Here is a 20,518-nt window from a genome sequence, read left to right on the forward strand (position 1 = left end):
TAAAGCCAACATTTCATTTAAATTCAGAGTATTCAAAATAACATTAACCTACCGTTTCTTCGCCTGTTTCTTTATCAACAAAACGCAGCGCTGCTGAATTAATACAAAAACGTTCTCCTGTCGGTTTGGGACCATCGGGAAAGACATGCCCCAAATGTGCCTGACATTGGCTACAACGCACCTCTATCCGATGCATATTATGAGAATAATCATCAAGATATGTGATGGAACCATCACGAATCGGTTGGTAGAAGCTCGGCCATCCACATCCCGAATCAAATTTCGTATCAGAAACAAATAATGGCTGGCGGCAACACAAGCAATAATAAATGCCATTTTTTTTGTTGTGCAGTAGTTTTCCTGAAAATGACGGCTCAGTACCTGCTTCTTGTGTAACATAGCGCTGCATTTCACTAAGCTTTTCTATAGAAAGGGAAATATTTTGACTTTTAGTCATAATGACCACCTTTTAAGGTCAATATTTTCAATAAAATATCATCGGAAACAACCCAAAATTAACACCAAAATGTCAAAACGCATTCTAACCCATCCAACATAGCAATTTACTTTACTAATTGTGATAAGTCTCACATAACTAACCAATGGTAACTTTAAATATCTCCTTATACCCCGATAATAGTGTGCGTAGAGCTTGTCCCAGCTGTATAACAATCGTCTAGATAGTGATTATTAAATTGATATTTTTCAATTGTTGACACGATTCCGCTTGACGGCTGGCAAGATTTTGGTAACTTTAGAAACAACTTTTAATTCACTAAAAAATAGCTGGTGGAATACTATGACTATCAAAGTAGGTATTAACGGTTTTGGTCGTATCGGCCGTATTGTTTTCCGTGCTGCTCAGGAACGCTCAGACATTGAAATCGTTGCGATCAATGATCTGTTGGATGCAGAATACATGGCATACATGCTGAAATACGATTCAACCCACGGCCGCTTCAAAGGCACTGTTGAAGTTAAAGACGGTCAACTGGTTGTTAACGGCAAAACCATCCGTGTGACATCTGAAAGAGACCCAGCTAACCTGAAATGGAACGAAGTCGGTGTTGATGTTGTTGCAGAAGCAACGGGTATTTTCCTGACCGACGAAACTGCACGTAAGCATATCGCGGCAGGCGCGAAAAAAGTTGTTCTGACCGGTCCATCCAAAGACAATACTCCAATGTTTGTTATGGGTGTCAACCACAATGCCTACGCAGGCCAGGATATCGTTTCCAACGCATCCTGTACCACTAACTGTCTGGCTCCACTGGCTAAAGTTATCAATGACAAATTCGGTATCATTGAAGGTCTGATGACTACAGTTCACGCAACAACTGCTACCCAAAAAACTGTTGATGGTCCTTCAGCGAAAGACTGGCGTGGTGGCCGTGGTGCAGCGCAGAACATCATCCCATCTTCCACTGGCGCAGCAAAAGCAGTAGGCAAAGTTATTCCAGAACTGAACGGCAAACTGACCGGCATGTCTTTCCGTGTTCCTACTCCTAACGTATCTGTTGTTGACCTGACTGCACGTCTGGCTAAACCAGCAACGTATGCAGAAATCTGTGACGCGATTAAAGAAGCAGCAGAAGACGAACTAAAAGGCATTCTGGGCTATACTGAAGATGACGTGGTTTCCACTGATTTCAACGGCGAAAAACTGACTTCTGTATTTGATGCAAAAGCAGGTATCGCGTTGAACGATAACTTTGTAAAACTGGTTTCCTGGTATGACAACGAAACTGGTTATTCCAATAAAGTCCTGGATCTGATCGCTCACATCTCCAAATAATTGAGCTTTTATCCACTTTCAAAAGCCATCTGTTTACAGGTGGCTTTTATATTTATATAACTAAAATATTGAGATATTCTTGTCCCTTGGTTCAACTGCCAATTTAAGTTTACATAAGGTCATGACAGATGCTTGATAAAATTTTCTCATTACCGATTGTAGAACAGCTTTCCCCTTATATCAGCCAGCGAAACATTGATGGTTTTCCGTTAATTGTTGTTTCCCATCCTAAAGCTCGCGGCGTGATCAGTATTCAAGGTGCACACCTGATTACCTGGCAGCCCAATAACGAAAAACCCGTATTATGGGTAAGTGATAACACTCTTTTCAGCGCAGGCACTGCTATTCGTGGTGGTATTCCCATCTGTTGGCCTTGGTTTGGCTCGTTTGCAGTTCCCAGTCATGGATTTGCACGGATACTCCCCTGGGAACTCAAAGCACATGATGAGAATGAAAATGGCGTTATTTTGACGTTTACATTACAGGATAACGCATATACCCGTAAGTTATGGCCACATGAATTCACGCTGATTGCCCGCTTTAAATTGGGGGAAACTTGCGAAATAGAATTAGAACCCCACGGTGAATATCAAGCCACGTGCGCCCTTCACTCTTACTTCAATGTGAGTGACATCAATCAAATTCGGATTAGTGGGCTTGGTTCACATTTTATTGATACCCTCACCGATAACGAGCAATCTATTGATGAAGATTTAGTCTTCCACGGGAGAACCGACCGCATTTATACAGAACCAGACGATTTTAACCTGCTCAGAGATCCGCTATGGAAACGAACAATTGAAATACACCACTATCACCATAGCGAAGTAGTATGTTGGAACCCTGGCGCTGCACTTTCCAGTAGTATGAAAGACATGAGCAAAGAGGGTTATAAAAATATGGCTTGTATCGAAACTGCACGTATCAATAACCCATTACAGCCTAAGAATGGTCACCCTGACAGGCTTTCTATTGTTATCCGTTGTCGTAAGTTCTCAGATAACAATTAGCCAAGTGGAACATAAAACAGGCATTTTTACTCCAAAACCAAGGATAGAAATGCCTGAATTCTTAAAGATAGACAAGAATTAAATCACAGTGGCAGGAACACGCTTCGCTAAAGCGCACAAAAGCTCGTAACCAATGGTTCCTGCCGAGTTTGCGACTTCATCTACGGGTAGCTTTTCTCCCCACAACTCAGCAATGCTGCCTATGTTTGCTTGAGGACACGGAGTCAAATCAACCGTCATCATGTCCATTGATATAGCACCCAATAACTGGGTGCGAACACCATCAATTATAACAGGAGTTCCCGTTGGGGCATGCCGCGGATATCCATCCGCATAACCACAAGCAACTGTACCGACACGCATGGATTTCTGGGTTGTATAGCGGCTGCCATAGCCAATTTTTTTCCCCTTGGGAAGTTCATGTACTGCAATGATTTCACTTTGTAGCGTCATGGCTGGTTTCAACCCAATATCGGCAATATCACGCCACTTTCCACTCGGAGACGCGCCATAAAGAATAATACCTGGCCGTATCCAATCTTTATGTGTTTTCGGATGCCACAACACAGCACCAGAATTCGCCAGACAATGAGGCAGTGAATTCATTTGCAAACGTTCAACAACCGCGAATTGTTCATCAATACCAATTTCATTATCCGAATTGGCAAAATGGGTCATTAAAGTCACTGACTTAATATTTTTAACCTTTTTCGCCATTGAAACTATCTGTGGATACTCTTTTGAGGTGAATCCCAATCGATTCATGCCACTATTGAGTTTCAAATAGATATCAATGGGAGTATCTAATTTAGTTTTTTCTATCTCATCAAGCTGCCAATGACTATGTACTACGGCTGTCAAACGGCATTTATTGATAATCTGTAAATCTGCGGGTTTGAAAAAACCCTCCAGTAGCAAGATTGGCCCTTGCCATCCCTGCTCTCTTAAATAAATAGCTTCATTCATGTCAAGCAGTGCAAATCCATCTGTCTGCATGAGTGATTGCCATATTCTGTCCAATCCATGCCCATACGCATCCGCTTTTACTACCGACCAAATTTTACTGTTACCCACCATTTGACGAATAACCGACAGATTATGGCGAAATGCATCGAGATGGATCGTTGCCAAAATAGGACGTGGCATGACGACCCCTTCTTATTTGTTTATTAGTTTATGCCGTATGTAAATGAGGCTTCATTGGAAACACTTTTATATTAAAACCATCGATATATCTGAATACAGAGAGATCATCTGCCGCGATATCAGGCTCTTTGCCAGAAATTAAATCAGCCAGTAACTTCCCTGAACCACAGGCCATCGTCCAACCTAGTGTTCCATGTCCAGTATTTAAATAAAGATTCGCATATTTGGTTGGCCCAACAACAGGAGTACCATCCGGGGTCATAGGACGCAAACCTGTCCAGAATGAGGCCTCCGCAATATTGCCACCATTGTGGTATAGATCCTGTACAACCATTTTTAACGTTTCACAACGATTCTGGGGAACATTCAAATTAAATCCGACCACTTCCGCCATACCACCAACGCGAATACGATTATCAAAACGCGTAATGGCAATCTTGTAGGTTTCATCCAGCACAGTTGAGACAGGCGCTTTTGATTCGTCCATAATCGGCATCGTCAATGAATAACCTTTCAGCGGATAAACCGGAATTTTAACCAGCTCTTTTAAGATTCCAGTAGAATAAGATCCCATCGCTACCACATAGTGATCCGCTGTCATGATGCCATCATCACATTGAATACCCGTGACTTTATTTCCATCCACTAAAATCCGTTTAACCTGCTTATTGAATACAAACTGCACACCAATATCTTCTGCCATTTTGGCCAAGTCTTTGGTAAAAAGTTGACAATCACCCGTTTCATCATTCGGTAATTGCAACCCGCCTGTCAGTTTATGGGAAGCATTGGCAAGCGCTGGCTCCACTGTAGCCAATTGCTCGGCAGTTAATAACTGATAAGATACCCCTTCTTGTTCTAACACTTTGATATCATTGGCAGCATTATCAAATTGCTTAGTGTTCCTGAACAATTGCAGGGTTCCCCCCTGACGCCCTTCATATTGGATCCCCGTATCGGCTCTTAACTGTTTAATACAATCCCGACTATATTCTGCCAAACGTACCATTCTGCTTTTATTCATCGCGTAATGGCTTGCATCACAATTACGCAGCATTTGCCACATCCAGCGTAACTGAAACAGGGAGCCATCAGGGCGAATAGCCAAAGGTGCATGACGTTGAAACACCCACTTTATTGCTTTTAGTGGGATCCCTGGAGCCCCCCAAGGGGTCGCATACCCTGGTGAAATTTGACCTGCATTAGCGGCACTAGTTTCTTCCGCAGCACTATTCTGGCGATCAATTACGGTAACTTCATGACCTGCTTGTGCAAGATACCATGCGCTGGTTACGCCAATAACACCGCTGCCTAAAATAAGGACCTTCATTTTACCCCCTACTGGCAAGTGATATTTGCAAGCATAATATGCTAAACATAAAAAGCCAATACAGAATAATAGACTATGACACAATTAACTAACATTTAGGATTTAAGTCACATTTACATTACAAAATATAAAAAATACATTTCTTCAATAAGCGTAGCATTTCAATATAAATTCATTTAAATCAAAATATTAAAGAAGATAAAAATACTGTTTATCACTTTAATTTCTACTTATTAAAGTGATTTAAACGGCAAAAAATAAACATTTCACTCACAAGAACAAAATTTACAAAATTCTAGACAAATGAAAATTTTTGGAATTTAACTAAACATCACCGTTAATTAAGTAGAATAATAATTTAAAAAATCGCATTACACAGTTGGGAGTGTTGCTAAATAGCACACATGTGTTAAGTGATGATTAGAGAAATGCCCCAGAAACATAGATAATTATGCATCATATAATTGCATATTATATGACCTAACCATGATATCACTACATAACTGGGGTAAATAAATGTAACCAATAGCGAGGCAAACAAAAAACGAAGAGTTTAACCAACTTAAGACATGTTTCTGTTAATTCGTTGATCTTTCCGTCAATTCATTGATCATAATACTCTGCATACTATGCCAGATAATGCCACTCTCTTTACCATAATTACGCACACAACCCATAATTTTGTCATAGGCTTTTTCCCGACATAATGAGCTTAACTGCTGGTAGAAATTCAACGCTAAATTACGTGCTTCAGGACTGGAGAAATAATAACGACCAACACGGGTATACAACCCTTTCAGCCCATTAATAATCAAACCATAAATTGGGTTTCCTGACGCAAAAGCCAGACCACGGAAAATATCGTAGTCCACAGAACTGAAAGCTTCAGCGGTATCTTCCACGCTTTCTTTTCCTGCCAAAATTTCCAATGATTTTTCAGGATTGTTCCTAAATGCCGTGCGGATAAAGATGGCTGCAATATTGGTTCGCACAGCTAATAAGTTATCAATCAACTGGGGAACGCGATCATGATCAAGACGCGCCAAAGTTTCCAGAATATTAAGACCGGATGTTTCCCAGAAATTATTAACCTTGGTTGGTTTACCATGCTGAATAGTCAACCAACCATCACGGGCAAGGCGCTGCAACACTTCACGCAAGGTCGTACGGGTGACACCGATCAATTCAGATAATTCACGTTCTGCTGGCAGTATGGAGCCGGGTGGAAAGCGATTATTCCAAATACTTTCAATGATATACTCTTCCGCGAAACTCGCAGGACTTTGAGCCTTAATTACCATAATTTTAATTATTCCAAAGCAGTTTTCTTGGCTAATAATAGCGATTGATGATACCAGAATGTGCTTGCTCGACATAGTTACCGGGTAAATAAACCATGAAAGAGTGAAAGGACTCATAAAAAATGCGATCATTGGTAGATTAATTATGCGCTAATGCCCTTAAATTGCTATCGCATTGAGCATACTATACCGCTCCGATATGTTTCTATAGTGGTCGTTTTGATTTATAGCTACTTAGATTTTTTCTACATCCACAAAGAGGAATATCAATAATAATGGAAATCAGTATCCAACGTGCAGTGGTGAAGAACTTTCTCGGCAATTCGCCGGATTGGTACAAACTAGCTATCATTGTTTTTCTGATTATCAATCCACTGGTCTATTTCTTTATCAGCCCCTTTGTTGCTGGCTGGATGCTCGTTGTTGAATTTATCTTCACACTAGCAATGGCATTAAAATGTTATCCTCTGCAACCTGGAGGATTACTCGCTATTGAAGCAGTCATCATTGGAATGACTTCGCCAAAACAAATAAGTCATGAAATTGCCAACAATCTGGAAGTCATTTTATTGCTGATTTTCATGGTTGCGGGCATTTACTTCATGAAACAATTATTGCTGTTTGTTTTCACAAAGCTGCTACTCAGTATCCGCTCCAAGAAAATGCTGGCATTAGCATTCTGTCTGGCGAGTGCTTTCTTGTCCGCTTTCCTTGATGCCCTGACTGTCATTGCCGTTGTCATCAGTGTTTCAATCGGGTTTTACGCCATCTATCACCGATTCCTTTCCCACAATAGCAGTTTTGAATTGAGTGATGATAAGTACATTGACAGTGAGGATCAAAAACAGACGCTGGAACAGTTCCGGGCATTTCTGCGCAGTTTGATGATGCATGCGGGAGTTGGTACTGCACTGGGCGGCGTGATGACTATGGTTGGTGAACCCCAAAACCTGATTATTGCCAAACATGTTGATTGGGATTTTGTCACATTCTTTATTCGTATGTCGCCAATCACCATTCCTGTGTTGATTTGTGGTTTGCTGGTCTGTTTGCTGGTTGAACATTTTAAACTGTTCGGTTACGGTGCTGAATTGCCTGAGCGTGTTCGCTCTGTTCTGGAGGATTACGATCAAAAAGCCTGTGAAAAACGTACCCGCCAAGAAAAATCCCAGCTTGCTGTTCAAGCATTGATCGGCATCTGGTTGATTGTAGCACTGGCTTTTCATTTGGCTGAAGTGGGTTTGATTGGCCTATCAGTCATTATTTTAGCGACTGCATTCTGTGGTATTACCGAAGAACATGCGTTAGGTAAAGCATTTGAGGAAGCCTTACCGTTTACTGCCCTGTTAACCGTGTTTTTCTCTGTGGTTGCCGTCATTGTTGACCAACAACTGTTTGCGCCATTTATTCAATTTGTCTTGCAGTCTTCACCGGCTTCACAGCTTTCCTTATTCTACTTGTTCAACGGATTGCTCTCCACGGTTTCTGATAACGTTTTCGTCGGTACGGTTTACATTAATGAAGCACTGAACGCCCTGAAAAGTGGCCTGATTTCACAACAACAATACGAATATTTAGCCGTTGCCATCAACACAGGAACTAACTTACCATCCGTGGCAACCCCTAATGGACAAGCAGCTTTTCTGTTCCTGTTAACTTCTGCCTTATCTCCATTGATCCGTCTCTCTTATGGTCGCATGGTAATGATGGCCTTGCCTTATACCATTGTGATGACACTAGTAGGTCTGTTGTGTGTTGAATTCTGGTTAGTGCCTGCCACTGAATATCTCATCAAACTTGGTTTGATCACTCCACTATAATTGGAGACCGAATTTATCGTTATATCCTGCCGGATGGTGTAGTTTTGCACACTATCCGGTTTTTTTGTTAATCACTTGCCTGAAAAAATAGCTCAGTTGATTTTAATTTTATTTTTTTATGGCTGATGAAACGGCACAATAAACCAGTTATTTATCTTGAAAATATGGGAAGAAAAAAAATGTTTCAATTTTTAAATCAAAGTTCCCAAGGGCGAGGCGCATGGTTATTGATGGCGTTGACAGCTCTTATCCTGGAAGCGACAGCACTCTATTTTCAACATGTGATGCAGTTACAGCCTTGCGTAATGTGCATTTATGAGCGTGTTGCGTTGTTTGGTATTTTAGGCGCTGCGCTGCTTGGTGTCATCGCACCTAAAACGCCTTTGCGCTGGTTGGCTATCTTGCTGTGGATTTATAGCGCATGGCAAGGATTACAACTGGCATGGGATCACACCATGATGCAGTTATACCCTTCTCCGTTTAATACTTGTGAATTTTTTGTCCAATTCCCATCTTGGTTACCGTTGAATGATTGGCTACCTTCGGTGTTTCAGGCAGTTGGGGATTGTTCAATGAAACAGTGGGAATTTTTAACCCTGGATATGCCGCAATGGCTGATTGGCATTTTTGCCGCTTATCTGCTGTTGAGTATATTGGTGCTTGTGAGTCAGTTTTTTCGGATTCAGGGTAGATCTTAAGAGTAAGAAATTGTCCCAAAGGGGTCTTGTTAAGGAGATCCCAGCACTTTAGCTGGGATCTTTGAAGTCAAAGCAATCTAAAACGGTATGCCAGCCAAATGATTGCGCCACCAGCTCCACCGAGAGTACTTCCCATTTTAAAACCTTTTATCCAATCGAGCTGATAAATATTTTTATCAGTCAAAATCCATTCCAGTGCTACAAGACCAAATGAACATGTTAACCCATACGCAAGTATCAACAAGATCAAAGTAATCAAAGGACGTTTCATTATCTTTAATCCTTATTATTTACTTTGTCGTTAGTCATGCTATTGCTGATATGATTACCACGTATCGTTTGACCATTTGTGATATTACTGTTTACTTCAGCCCCACTAGCTTCTAAGAAAATAGAACCAATAAATCCTCCAGATATGCCAGGAAGCGGACCAAAATTAGCTTCCCCATATATAAAATTGGAATACACAGGTTTTTCTGCATACTTAAATGCGTCTCGGCTTGCAGGCATACCAAAATAATTTTTAATTGCATTGGCTTCTAACTTACTTGTAATTGCAGAGCCAAATCCGTAACCCAATGTTGTACCGAACGCGGCCCCAACGACTGCCGCCTCTGAGTTCTGACCGGCTACCTGACTACTAAAATACGCACTACCCGCGTTTAATTGGACATTCGTATGCAGTGATCGACCTGTACCTGTCCAACCGGTGAAACCCGCGAGGAATAAGCTCGTATAATCAAATTTATCTCCGGTATTACCGTTGTAAACCTGAACACCGGCATTCGCGCCCATACTCAGCCCGGTACCGACTACTTTAGCTCCTGCGGATGCATTTGAATTCATTAAAGAACGGCCTCCCGCTATCAAACCCAGCATATTTTCGGGTTCAGCAATGAAAGCACCTGCTCTGTCCCAATTGTCCATATGCTTGTTACCATATTCCGCATCCAGACTATTAACATAAAGCACAGCATTTCTGACCTCTTCATTATCCAGTGAACCATATAACCATGTCGGTCTTGTCGCTGCTGAAATCCCGCCATCAATCTTGAGCTTATCTTCACCCGTTGCACATACCAATGAGTTTTCTTGGCAAGCCTTCTAATATCTTTCGGAATTTTCCTTGTGTATTGCAGCATATTTGTCAATGACCGGTTGACAGTCTTTGCCTGCCGCTTTACAAGCGGTTATTTCTTTATCAAAAGCACGCGCCTCATCAAAACTCAGGAAGTTATTCTCCACCGCATTCTTCGCCGCCGACGCCCCGCTCACCCCGCCTGCCGTGGAATCCGTTGCCAGTCCTGCCGCTATCCCTCCTGCCAGTGTAGACAAGTTACTGACTTTTTCCTTCTCATCTGGCGGCAATTCACTCAGATTTTTGGCTGGGTAAAGCGCACTGGCTATCGCCGAAGCGGCCAGTTCACCACTGACCGCCCCCACTGCGCCGGCGGACGCTGAACCACCTTTCATCTCAGCAATCACGCCGCCCAAAATCGCATGGGCCACCAGATTGGTCGCTTTTTCTTCTGCTGTCAGTTGCTCATACGGCTTACCGCCGTAGGTCAACTCCTTGACCGCATTGGCCAGATAAGGCGCCGCGCCGCCAGCGATGGCGGCTTTAATATCCCCGCCGGCCAGTCCTTGCAGGGCAGTCACGACAGCCGTCACGGCCTGACGCTGCCCTTATTGACACTGGCAGAGAATTTGATGCCGTAACCCATACCGTCTGCGGGCCAGCGGCGGTCTCAACCGTCTCGCTCACCAGCCAGACGATACCCGGACTGGTTGTCGATGCTGCCGGCCGCTTTCACGGTCAGCTGTTGCTCAGAAAATAGCTTGCCCTCGCCGTTTTGGAGATCCCCCGACGTCACATGCAACGCGGACAGCCCCTGCAACATGCCGCGCTGGTTATCGATAGTGCCCGTCGTGTTCACGGTCAGCGCTTGGTCCGCTAACAGTTTGCCGTCACTGTTATTGATATGGAGGGCAGAGATATCGCCCCCCGATGTCACGTTCAATGCGGACAGCCCCTGCAACGTGCCGAGCTGGTTATCAATGCTGTTGCCCGTGGTTATGGGCAATGCGGCCGGGCTGGAGCGTCAGCGTCAGCACACCCCCAGTCAGATCCTGCTCCTGCACCATGACACGGGTGGTGACATAACCTTTGGTCAGAATGGCATTTTGCACCTTGTTATTAACCAGCAAAATCCCCTGCCCGCCCAGGCAACGCCCTTTGGCATCCCCTGCCGCGTCCAGTACCCACTGAAAACGGCGAGCGGAATCGCCTTCCAAACGTAAGGTATTGATCGTAAAACAAGGATGTTCATCCGCCGGATAATCAGACAGGCGCACACCGGGGCGCGTAAGCCGGATATCGCTATCCGGTGTCTGTTGCTGCTGTAGTGCGTGCTGCCTTTCCTGCTGCCGGAGTTGCTCCTGAGTATCCAAGGTCGCCGCACTTTGCACGAGGTTATCGGAAAAAGGCTCAGTAAGCCGCACAAACGGTATGGAGGTTTCCAGACGTTGTTCTGCTGTCTGTGATTGCTGTTTTTGCTGAATAAAGGGCGGGTCATCGGCCTGTACGGGGGAGAATACAAATACAGTCCATCCGGCCAGCCCGGCTATCATGTTGCGGGAAGTTACCGTTGCCATAGTAAACCCATCGGATATGTAATTATTATTGAACAGTAATAAGGGAATTTTAAGATGAAGTATTATGGTCGGCGGAGTTTAATTATCAAGCCAGTAGATGAGATATTCATCACACCGGCGTGAATTCAGGCTACTTAACTCTAAAAATGCAACAATATGGCAACGAATCAACAGGATCACAACACATTATGCGCAACATTAAGCAGATTAATCCGGGTTTTAAATTTATCCAAAACAAAAATGCAATGAATATGATGAAAAAAAATGATAAATAGGGTGATATTCAGAGTATTCCTAAATCAGTCACCCCGTTGAACTCTTTATCGCTTACCGCCGGACAGGATTTTTTGCGTCAACATCTGTCCGGACAGCCGTTGCCGCAAATCCCGCCTCTGCAATGGTCGCTGCATCAATGGCCTGATTACGCGTAAATCGATAAGCGGCTTCAATATCCTCCGGTGTTTTGAGTGATTGCCCAATATGATTGACTAAAGAGGCAGTGAATTTGATAAGATATTTTGTTCGTCGGCTGTCGCCTAAATTGGCGCGAGAAAAAGTCTCATAAACCCATTGTCCTGCGTGAGTTTGAAACATTTTACCGTACCTCAATGAAATCGTTATCACTCCTCCTTATTTTTCTAAATACCAATTAATACCTTATGCCACATACGAAATTTCTACTGACTTTCCGCTGTAATATTTTCTTTCAGTAATGTGTGATTCACGGCATATTTTGCCTGCCATGCTTTAGGGTTGATTAAATAATGTTGCCGAAAACGTTTAGAAAAATGACTTGGGCTGGAATAACCTACTGCGGCAGCAACCTCAATGACATTCATCCCTTTCTTTAATAAATCCTCCGCTGTAGTCATACGAACGTTTTCCAGATATTGATGGAAAGTACGGAAAACAACCGCACGGAATCCCTCTTTTAATTTCCGCTCATTCAAACCCACAGCTCTTGATAACGATTTTATTGTCCAGGGGTAATGATAATCGTTATTAATTATTTTTATCGCATTGTAAACAGCACGGCGCTGCAATCCGCTAATCACATTATATTGGCAATCATAAATTTGAGCTGTCACACAAGCGAGTATTTCTAGTGCCTTTGCCTTTAAATAGACCTTTCTGACACTACCATTTAATTGACATTCTTCTATTTGATTCACTATCTGCATAAAAGGTGGATAGATAGGGCATGCCATCATCAAGGCATCACTATAACTCGCATTTTTTTCAAAACCAGCCGTTAATTTGGTAAAAGATGGCAACTCCTGAGCTTCAATTTCGTTCAGAGAAAATCGGATATCGAGAATACGCCAGGTTCCACAGCCAAAGAAATTCATACCCCGTGTCATCGTAGGCGAATAGAAAAATACCATCGTTCCCGGATTAATATCTAAAACCTCACCATTCTCAATTGCCATTTTCCCCTTCCCACTGAGAACAAAGGCTATTGACACTGTTGGCGGCCCTTCGCAATATTCGGTAAAATCTTGACTTAACTCAAGATGGATACGGTTGATGTGAATTCCATCAGATAGCTCCTCTGTTAGCAATGAAGGCGTTGTGTTATTTTCCTCTACTGGTGAATGCATATTATAGCCATGGCCCGCAGAGAAAATCCCCAATGTCTCGCTATAGATCGTCTTCATGAAATCCCCTGTAAAATTAGCATCAGACACCAACCATTTCAAAAAAACGCTTTCCACAATAAAAACAGCATATTGTGCGTGTTAAAGACATTATGCTTTTATTTTATATATTTATATACCAATGTGAATATCACGCAATTTATCATTAATGAGAATCATTATCAATAGTACGTATCGCGCTATTTTTGTCCCTATCCCGTTAGCTCTTCTTTTCTATTCCAGTTAATTTCACCAAATATGTTTCCGGGTTTACCACACTTGTTTGGTTTACCACATTTGATCTTTTTAAAACATGATTTGAAAAGGCATAAAGAGTACTTATGAAAAAAAAATATGCTAAAGCGTCTGTCTTATGTTGTCTGATTTCACCTGTTGTGGCCTGGGCGGAGCATTCACCCGAAGCCGCAGAAGATGTTTTGATTGTGACAGCTAACAAACGGGCAGAAGCATTAAATAAAGTTAATGGCAGCATTTTGGTAAAAACTGGCGAGGAACTTGAGCAAGCGGGTATCACTCAGGTACAGGATCTTGAGCGTGCTTTCCCTGGTTTGCAAATCCGCTCTCGCGGTAACCGAACCTACTCGGCAACCACAATTCGGGGTATCAGTTCACCCGATTACTATTCACCTTCCATTCGTATTTATGTTGATGGTGTTCCTCAGGATCACCAGTTTCTGACACAAGAGTTAATCAATGTAGAGCGTGTAGAGTTATTACGTGGTCCCCAAGGCACTTTATATGGTGGGAACGCCCAAGCGGGTGTTATCAATATTATCACCCGTTCTCCCAAAGAAGGCCCTTGGCTTAACCTTTCTGGCAATTACTCTAAGTTGAAACAAGGGGGTTCCTTCAGCGGATCAATACCGCTTATTGAAGACATGCTTTATGGCAGCATGAGCCTACGCTGGGTAAAAGAGCCAGGACAAATTGATGCGCCAAATCGTGGTGATAAAAATATTGACTCCAGCAAAACCTGGCTCGGTAAAGGAAAACTGACATTTGCGCCAGAAGATTCCCCTTTCAGCGCTGAACTTAGCTTTGCTCATGAAGATCTCAATTCACATGAAGAGCTGTATTTAACCGATGAACAGTTCCGTCGGAAAGAATATGATGGTTCTATCCCTGATTTAACACGGCGCGTCAACAGCTATGCCCTCAAAGCGGAATATGATTTTGGCAATAACGTATTAACCAGTGTCACCGCCTATCAGGATCGCGATATTTTCCGTGATTTTATCGGGGGTAAATGGAAAGAAAAACACCACGCCACCACCCAAGAGCTACGTTTAAATTCCAACTATTCAAATGGGATTACCAGTGTTCTCGGTGGCTGGTTCTCAGATGAAACGAACAGACATCATACTAGCTATAATGATGCACGTAACAAAATCAAAGGAAAATCGCTAGCCCTGTTCGGCGAGGTTAAATTACCCATTGCATCTCAATGGGATCTTACCCTTGGCGGTCGTCTATCACATGAAAAATCTCAGATCAATTATTCAGGATCTGACATCAAGAAGATTGACGCTTTTGATAACCAAGTTTCCAGCAATGAATTTATACCTAAGGCGGCTCTGGGCTGGCAATTGACACCGGATACCCGTTTCTATCTCTCTGCCACCAAAGGATACAAACCTGGCGGATTCAATAACATTGTTTCCTCCGCCAATGATAAAAAGCCTTACGATACCGAAACCTCAGACAATTATGAGTTCGGTTGGCATACCTCATTCTTTGATGACGCAATGACATTAAACAGCGCGGTTTATTACATTCGTTCCAAAGATAAGCAGATCTATGTTGGACCTATGGGTGGGCAATTTATTCGTAACGCCGGAAAGGCAGAAAGTAAAGGTATCGAGCTAAGCAGCCAGATTAAACCAATGCAAGGGCTTAGGCTCTCTCTTGGTGGTAGCGTAGGTAAATCAAATTTCACTGATACAACAAGTGGCGTAAGTTATCAAGGCAAACGCCTGCCTTATGCACCCGATGTCATGCTTAATGCAAGTTTTGACTATCTCATTAATCAAACATTGTTACCCGGTAACCTCTATTTAAATGCCGGTACTCGCTACTATTCAAAAAGCTACTTTGATGAGGCAAATACTCTTGAACAAGGGGGTTACACTCTCTATGACGCGTCCTTAAGTTTAGAAATGGATCATGGTGTTAATGTCAAACTTTATGGCGAAAATTTAGGTAACAAACAGTACCGTGTCTCTAGTTTCCAGATGGGAAATACGTACAGCATGATAAGTAAGGGCTTGAATGTTGGGTTGGATGTGAGCATTGCACTATGACGCACAATACCTCACATCGCCGTCACATCTCGTTGCTACTTTTGACTTTGGCTGGTGTTTACACCATCCAAAGTACCATTGGTATGTTAACGTTACAAAGCATGCCGGCATTTCTACGTAACCACGGCGTTACCCCAGATAAGATAGGGTTACTCTATCTATTAATGTTACCTTGGGCATTAAAATTTCTCTGGGCTCCCGCTGTAGAACGCTATCGCAAATCAGGTTCGGGGGATACTACCCCCCGCCGCATCATGCTCTGCGGCAATCTGTTAATTGCACTGCTTTTTGGTTTAATGTCCTTAGCAAAACCTGCCGAACATATGCCGCTGATCATAGCGGCTCTGTTTCTGATTACGCTTTGTCTGACCGTGGTAGATACCACCACAGACGGCCATGCTATCGATCGGTTATCACCACAGCATCGCCCCTGGAGCAATGTCATGCAAGTTGGAGGCAGTTATCTGGGAGCCATTATTGGCAGCGGCCTGTTTTTATATCTTATTTCACTCTATGGCTGGCACATTGGTGCAGGTATGCTAGTTATAGTGATCCTATTAATGTCACTGCCTATCTTGTTCATCCGAAAAACTCAGGGACAGGGAGAATCGAATGCGTCAAAAACATCGGGCATCCTCTCTCCAAGACCCTCCCTAAAGAGTGCATTACGTCGTACTCCGGTTAAACAGGCACTGCTTTTAATACTGCTATGTATGATTGGGACACGCCTGTCACTCGGTATGCTCTCCCCATTTTTAGTCGATCGCGGCGTAGACTTAACCCAGTTAGGCATCATTGCTGCCAGTGGTGGTGCATTAGCCGGATTATCCGGTGTCCTGATTGGCGGCATCGTGGTACGTAAGTTAGGTGCTGTCCAGACATTATTGGCAGTAATGCTGCTTGAATGTCTGGTATTAGTCAGTATTTTTTGGCTTGCCCAACAACCAGAAACACCCCTATCCCTGCTTTCAGCAGCATACGTTTTTATCACATTAATCACCGCTACCAAATTTGTTGCCTTGTATACCCAGATGATGTCTCTGGCGGCTGGCATACAGTCTGGTGTGGATTTTGCGTTGATGCAATCCGCAGATATGAGCATTGCGATCATCTGTTCAATGCTGGGTGGATTGATTGTGACCAAAGCAAGCTACGCATCCCTTTTCGCTCTGGCATCACTCTTTACCCTCGCTGGCTTGTTTTGGACATTACGGATGCGCCACAATTTCCAAAAGGAAAGCACCTATGCTCAGTAATGATCCTTCTGTTCAGAATTCTCCAGAGCAACGTGCCGCTGACGCCGGTGTCCTTAAGACATTGTGGGATATGATGCGCCCATATCGCACGCTGAGTTACGTTGCCATTGCGCTTGCTCTTGTTTCTGCCGGCTTGCAAATACTACCGGCAGCGATTGCTGGTCTTATTACCCAATCTCTCTATGACGGGCAATATGACACATTGCTGAATTACGGCATCATGTTATTAAGCTTTACCTTTGCCGCTATGCTGACTTTCAGTGGTTCAACGTTTGTTGCTCATTTGATCGCTGCCGATGTTCAGGCTGATGTTCGTCGTCATATCAGCAATAAGTTGAAGTCTGTTCCCTTAGGCTTCTTTATGCAGACTGACAGCACCGAAATCAAGAAGATGATGTTAGATGACGTCGAACAGCTTGAGGATGGTATTGCCCACATTATTCCAGAGATGTCAGCAACTTTGTTCGGCCCATTGATTGCATTGGGTGTGATGTTAGCCATTGACTGGCGATTAGCATTGGCGGCTTTTGCTCCAACTTTGGGTGCCTGCTTATTATTCATCTATATTCAGATGAAAGTTCAAACCACTACTCAGCGTTTTTACGCAGCCCAAAATCGTATTGCTTCAACAATGGGTGAAGTTATCAACGCCATTCCTGTAGTAAAAACCTATTCAGGCGGCAATATTGCCCTACAGCGAGCGGAAGAAGCATTTACCGCCCTGACACGTATTATCGATGTTTGGGTTGAGAAAGTGCAGGTCAAATCCAGCCGATTTTTTGTGCTATCCAGCGCTAATCTGCTGTTTGTCCTCCCTTTGGCGGTCTGGCTATTTAACCGACAAGAGATCACTTTATTTGAATTCACCTTCTTTATTCTGTCTGCTATGGCATTCGGCAATATCGCTTCATCCATGTTCTCTGTGATGACACGCTTGCAGCAGCAAGAGGCGTTAATCACACGTTATCGTTGGCTAATGAATCAACCAGAATTAGCGCCATGTACCCAAAGTCAAGTTCCTGCCGATCATACTGTGACTTTGCATAATGTCAGCTTTTCCTATCAAGATAAGCAGGACAATGTCTTAAATAACATCTCGTTTTCCGTCCCTGCCGGCAGTTCACTCGCTCTGGTTGGAGCCAGTGGCTCTGGTAAATCCACGATAGCCAGCCTGATTGCTCGTCTTTGGGACCCTCAACAAGGCAAAATTACTGTTGGTGGTGTTGATATCCGCAACATGGATGAACCCACTCTGCGTAACAACATCTCTTTTGTGTTCCAGCGGGTATTTCTGTTCAACGATACGGTAGCCAATAATATCCGCTTGGCTCGTCCTGATGCTTCACAAGCTGAAGTTGAAGCAGCGGCTATCGCAGCACAAGCTCATCAATTTATCCAACAGTTACCCCAAGGCTACAACACCGTGATTAACAACGGTATTAGCTTATCTGTAGGAGAAAAGCAGCGTATTGCCGTTGCCGCCGCTATCCTGAAAAACGCCCCCATTCTTGTATTGGATGAAGCCACCGCTTATGCCGATCCAGAATGTGAAAAAGAGATGCAACAAGCACTCAATGCGTTATGCCGTAATAAAACCGTGATTGTTATCGCCCATCGCCTGCCAACTATCCGTCACCTTGATCAAATACTGGTTTTGGATAAAGGACACATCATTGAGCAAGGAACCCATGATGAATTGGTCGCACAGCAAGGCGCGTATACCAAACAATGGGCAGCTTGGCGGGGAGAAAATACCGGAACAGGAGTAAATTAATCATGGGATTATTTAATCGTCTCCAACAACATCTGTCTGCAAAATTACAACGGGTTTGGTTTGGTGGGTTGTTATATAAACAACTTGATACCATTGCGATTATTGCTCAACTGGCTATCGCCGCCTGGGCCATCGCTCATCTGAAGGAAAATCATCTGCAAGAAAGTGGCAACGCTATGATGCCACTTATTATCCTGATATTATTGGTTATTTTACTGTTACTGCGATTCGCTTTTATGTCTCGCGCATTACGTAAACTCACCATTGCTGCTTATGGGCTGGGAATAGAAATCCGTCGCTCTTTGCTACAACGGCTTGTCAGTATGTCCATAGCAACAATTCGTGGATTAAGTGCCGGAAAAATAGCCCTGACGTTATCCGAAGATGTGCAATGGCAGGAAAATCAATCAGCCTATACCACCCCACAAATCACCTGCCAGATTATGATGCTGACGCTTATCTATCTGGCTTTATTCTGGTTCGACTGGGTTGTTGCTGGCTGTGCCCTATTAGTATTGATGGTTGGATTACTGATTCTGGGTGGTATCCGTCAAAAACTCAATGAAATACTGCGTCGTCGGGCAGCGATGATGGCTGATGTATCCGAAGCAATCGTAGAATATGCCCAAGGCATGGCTTTTATTCGCGCTGCGGCTGCTACCACAACGGTAGAACAACGTTTTGACCAGGAAATTGAACAACTACGTGCCGCATTCCGCCGCGGAATATTCAAAAGCATACCGTTGCTGAGTCTGTTCTACATCATTATTGATACCAGCGTGGTTGTTGGCATTCTGGCCGGTGCCTTACGCTTTAATGAAGCACTCACTCTCTCTGAGATGCTGATCACTATTCTATTGTTGTTCGCCACTATTACCCCTTTACGCGGGATCATTCCCCTGCTCAACGTGACCGCATTGACACAAGTCGGCGAAACACATATTGCAGAGATAGAGGCAGTTGCAACACAAACTTCCGGACCATTAGCTGCACCAAACAAATATGATGTTGAAGTTAACAACATCTCATTTAGCTACCCAGGTACTCGCCAGCCCGCTATCCAGAACGTTTCATTTTATGCACCACAAGGCAGTATGACCGCCATTGTGGGGCCAAGTGGTAGTGGCAAATCCACGCTGGCCTACTTATTACTCTCTTTCTATCAACTGGATAAAGGTGAAATTCGTCTTGGCGGTGAACCGATTCATCATTACCAGACTCAAGCATTGTATGACACTGTCACAATGGTATTCCAGGAAACTGCACTATTTCAGGATACTGTCGCCAACAATCTCCGTTTAGGTGATCCGAATGCGGCACAGTCAGAGCTGGAACAGGCTGCCCGCCTTGCCAACATTCACGATACGATTATGGCATTACCGCAAGGGTACGATACCCCTTTAGGTGTGGATGGCGGTACGTTGTCTGGCGGGGAGCGCCAACGGCTTGCCATTGCTCGCGCAATCCTAAAACAGTCCCCGGTTCTATTCCTGGACGAAGCAACGGCGTCGCTGGACCCCGAAAATGAGCAATTGATACAAGAAGCATTTGATTCTCTCACTCAGGATAAAACCGTTTTTGTTATCGCTCATCGGCTAAGTACGATAACCCGGGCTGATCAAATATTAATCATGGATCATGGAACCCTCTGTGATAGCGGTACACATGATGAATTACTGAAGCGTTGTCCGCTTTACCAATCACTTTGGAAAAATCACCTTGGCTCAGAAGAGCATTGGCATTTACATCCCAGTATTCACTTAAATAAGGTGTAA

Annotated in this window: 18 protein-coding genes and 1 pseudogene; 8 read left to right on the forward strand and 11 right to left on the reverse strand. The window is 43.6% G+C overall.

From position 1 onward, the window contains the following. Positions 1-43 precede the first annotated feature (43 nt). Positions 44-457 carry a peptide-methionine (R)-S-oxide reductase MsrB gene (gene msrB, locus Xets_RS17830; RefSeq protein WP_099132352.1) on the reverse strand — a complete coding sequence of 138 codons (414 nt, stop codon included), beginning with the start codon at positions 455-457 and terminating at the stop codon, positions 44-46. Between the two features lie 342 nt (positions 458-799). Here msrB and gapA point away from each other — a divergent pair, with 342 nt between their 5' ends. Beyond that, positions 800-1,795 carry a glyceraldehyde-3-phosphate dehydrogenase gene (gene gapA, locus Xets_RS17835; RefSeq protein ID WP_187652243.1) on the forward strand — a complete coding sequence of 332 codons (996 nt, stop codon included), beginning with the start codon at positions 800-802 and terminating at the stop codon, positions 1,793-1,795. Positions 1,796-1,923: 128 nt separating this feature from the next. Continuing rightward, positions 1,924-2,805, forward strand: coding sequence for a D-hexose-6-phosphate mutarotase (locus Xets_RS17840; protein ID WP_099132350.1), 882 nt, complete (start codon positions 1,924-1,926; stop codon positions 2,803-2,805). Positions 2,806-2,883: 78 nt separating this feature from the next. On the opposite strand, the gene alr is transcribed toward Xets_RS17840, so the two are convergent. From alr to fadR, 3 genes are all read right to left on the reverse strand, one after another. After that, positions 2,884-3,951, reverse strand: coding sequence for an alanine racemase (gene alr, locus Xets_RS17845; protein WP_187652244.1), 1,068 nt, complete (start codon positions 3,949-3,951; stop codon positions 2,884-2,886). 28 nt (positions 3,952-3,979) lie between these two features. Further along, positions 3,980-5,281 (reverse strand): D-amino acid dehydrogenase, encoded by a 1,302-nt coding sequence (locus tag Xets_RS17850; protein WP_099132348.1) that lies wholly within the window; start codon positions 5,279-5,281, stop codon positions 3,980-3,982. Between the two features lie 578 nt (positions 5,282-5,859). Then, entirely contained in the window at positions 5,860-6,582 is a 723-nt protein-coding gene (gene fadR / locus Xets_RS17855) for a fatty acid metabolism transcriptional regulator FadR (RefSeq protein ID WP_099132347.1), read from the reverse strand. Positions 6,583-6,857: 275 nt separating this feature from the next. Here fadR and nhaB point away from each other — a divergent pair, with 275 nt between their 5' ends. Together nhaB and dsbB are read left to right on the forward strand one after the other, a co-directional pair. Beyond that, positions 6,858-8,402 carry a sodium/proton antiporter NhaB gene (gene nhaB, locus Xets_RS17860; RefSeq protein WP_099132346.1) on the forward strand — a complete coding sequence of 515 codons (1,545 nt, stop codon included), beginning with the start codon at positions 6,858-6,860 and terminating at the stop codon, positions 8,400-8,402. 179 nt (positions 8,403-8,581) lie between these two features. Next, positions 8,582-9,100: a disulfide bond formation protein DsbB gene (gene dsbB / locus Xets_RS17865; protein ID WP_187652245.1), complete on the forward strand. Its 519-nt coding sequence runs from the start codon at positions 8,582-8,584 to the stop codon at positions 9,098-9,100. 67 nt (positions 9,101-9,167) lie between these two features. On the opposite strand, the gene Xets_RS17870 is transcribed toward dsbB, so the two are convergent. The 7 genes and pseudogenes from Xets_RS17870 to Xets_RS17900 form a co-directional block, all read right to left on the reverse strand. Then, positions 9,168-9,371, reverse strand: coding sequence for a hypothetical protein (locus Xets_RS17870; protein ID WP_099132344.1), 204 nt, complete (start codon positions 9,369-9,371; stop codon positions 9,168-9,170). 5 nt (positions 9,372-9,376) lie between these two features. After that, positions 9,377-10,183: a hypothetical protein gene (locus tag Xets_RS17875; RefSeq protein ID WP_099132343.1), complete on the reverse strand. Its 807-nt coding sequence runs from the start codon at positions 10,181-10,183 to the stop codon at positions 9,377-9,379. Positions 10,184-10,204: 21 nt separating this feature from the next. Then, positions 10,205-10,771: a VENN motif pre-toxin domain-containing protein gene (locus Xets_RS17880; RefSeq protein WP_099132342.1), complete on the reverse strand. Its 567-nt coding sequence runs from the start codon at positions 10,769-10,771 to the stop codon at positions 10,205-10,207. 77 nt (positions 10,772-10,848) lie between these two features. Further along, on the reverse strand, positions 10,849-11,115 hold the full coding sequence (locus Xets_RS17885) for a hypothetical protein (protein ID WP_244208755.1): 267 nt from the start codon (positions 11,113-11,115) through the stop codon (positions 10,849-10,851). 64 nt (positions 11,116-11,179) lie between these two features. Continuing rightward, positions 11,180-11,755: pseudogene (locus Xets_RS17890) on the reverse strand (POTRA domain-containing protein); the annotation flags it as partial. A gap of 327 nt (positions 11,756-12,082) precedes the next feature. After that, entirely contained in the window at positions 12,083-12,349 is a 267-nt protein-coding gene (locus Xets_RS17895; protein ID WP_208638568.1) for a transposase DNA-binding-containing protein, read from the reverse strand. 83 nt (positions 12,350-12,432) lie between these two features. Further along, positions 12,433-13,413, reverse strand: coding sequence for a helix-turn-helix domain-containing protein (locus Xets_RS17900; RefSeq protein ID WP_099132340.1), 981 nt, complete (start codon positions 13,411-13,413; stop codon positions 12,433-12,435). Between the two features lie 320 nt (positions 13,414-13,733). On the opposite strand from Xets_RS17900, the gene Xets_RS17905 reads away from it, so the two are divergent. The 4 genes from Xets_RS17905 to Xets_RS17920 are packed head-to-tail and all read left to right on the forward strand — an operon-like array spanning position 13,734 to position 20,518. Beyond that, on the forward strand, positions 13,734-15,713 hold the full coding sequence (locus tag Xets_RS17905; RefSeq protein ID WP_099132339.1) for a TonB-dependent receptor: 1,980 nt from the start codon (positions 13,734-13,736) through the stop codon (positions 15,711-15,713). After that, positions 15,710-16,969: an MFS transporter gene (locus tag Xets_RS17910; protein WP_187652246.1), complete on the forward strand. Its 1,260-nt coding sequence runs from the start codon at positions 15,710-15,712 to the stop codon at positions 16,967-16,969. The genes Xets_RS17905 and Xets_RS17910 overlap by 4 nt, the downstream gene beginning before the upstream one ends. Next, positions 16,959-18,743, forward strand: coding sequence for an ABC transporter ATP-binding protein (locus Xets_RS17915; protein WP_099132337.1), 1,785 nt, complete (start codon positions 16,959-16,961; stop codon positions 18,741-18,743). The genes Xets_RS17910 and Xets_RS17915 overlap by 11 nt, the downstream gene beginning before the upstream one ends. A 2-nt stretch (positions 18,744-18,745) precedes the next feature. After that, positions 18,746-20,518: an ABC transporter ATP-binding protein gene (locus tag Xets_RS17920; RefSeq protein WP_187652247.1), complete on the forward strand. Its 1,773-nt coding sequence runs from the start codon at positions 18,746-18,748 to the stop codon at positions 20,516-20,518.

It is taken from the genome of Xenorhabdus sp. TS4 (assembly GCF_014467265.1).
Lineage (GTDB): Bacteria > Pseudomonadota > Gammaproteobacteria > Enterobacterales > Enterobacteriaceae > Xenorhabdus > Xenorhabdus ehlersii.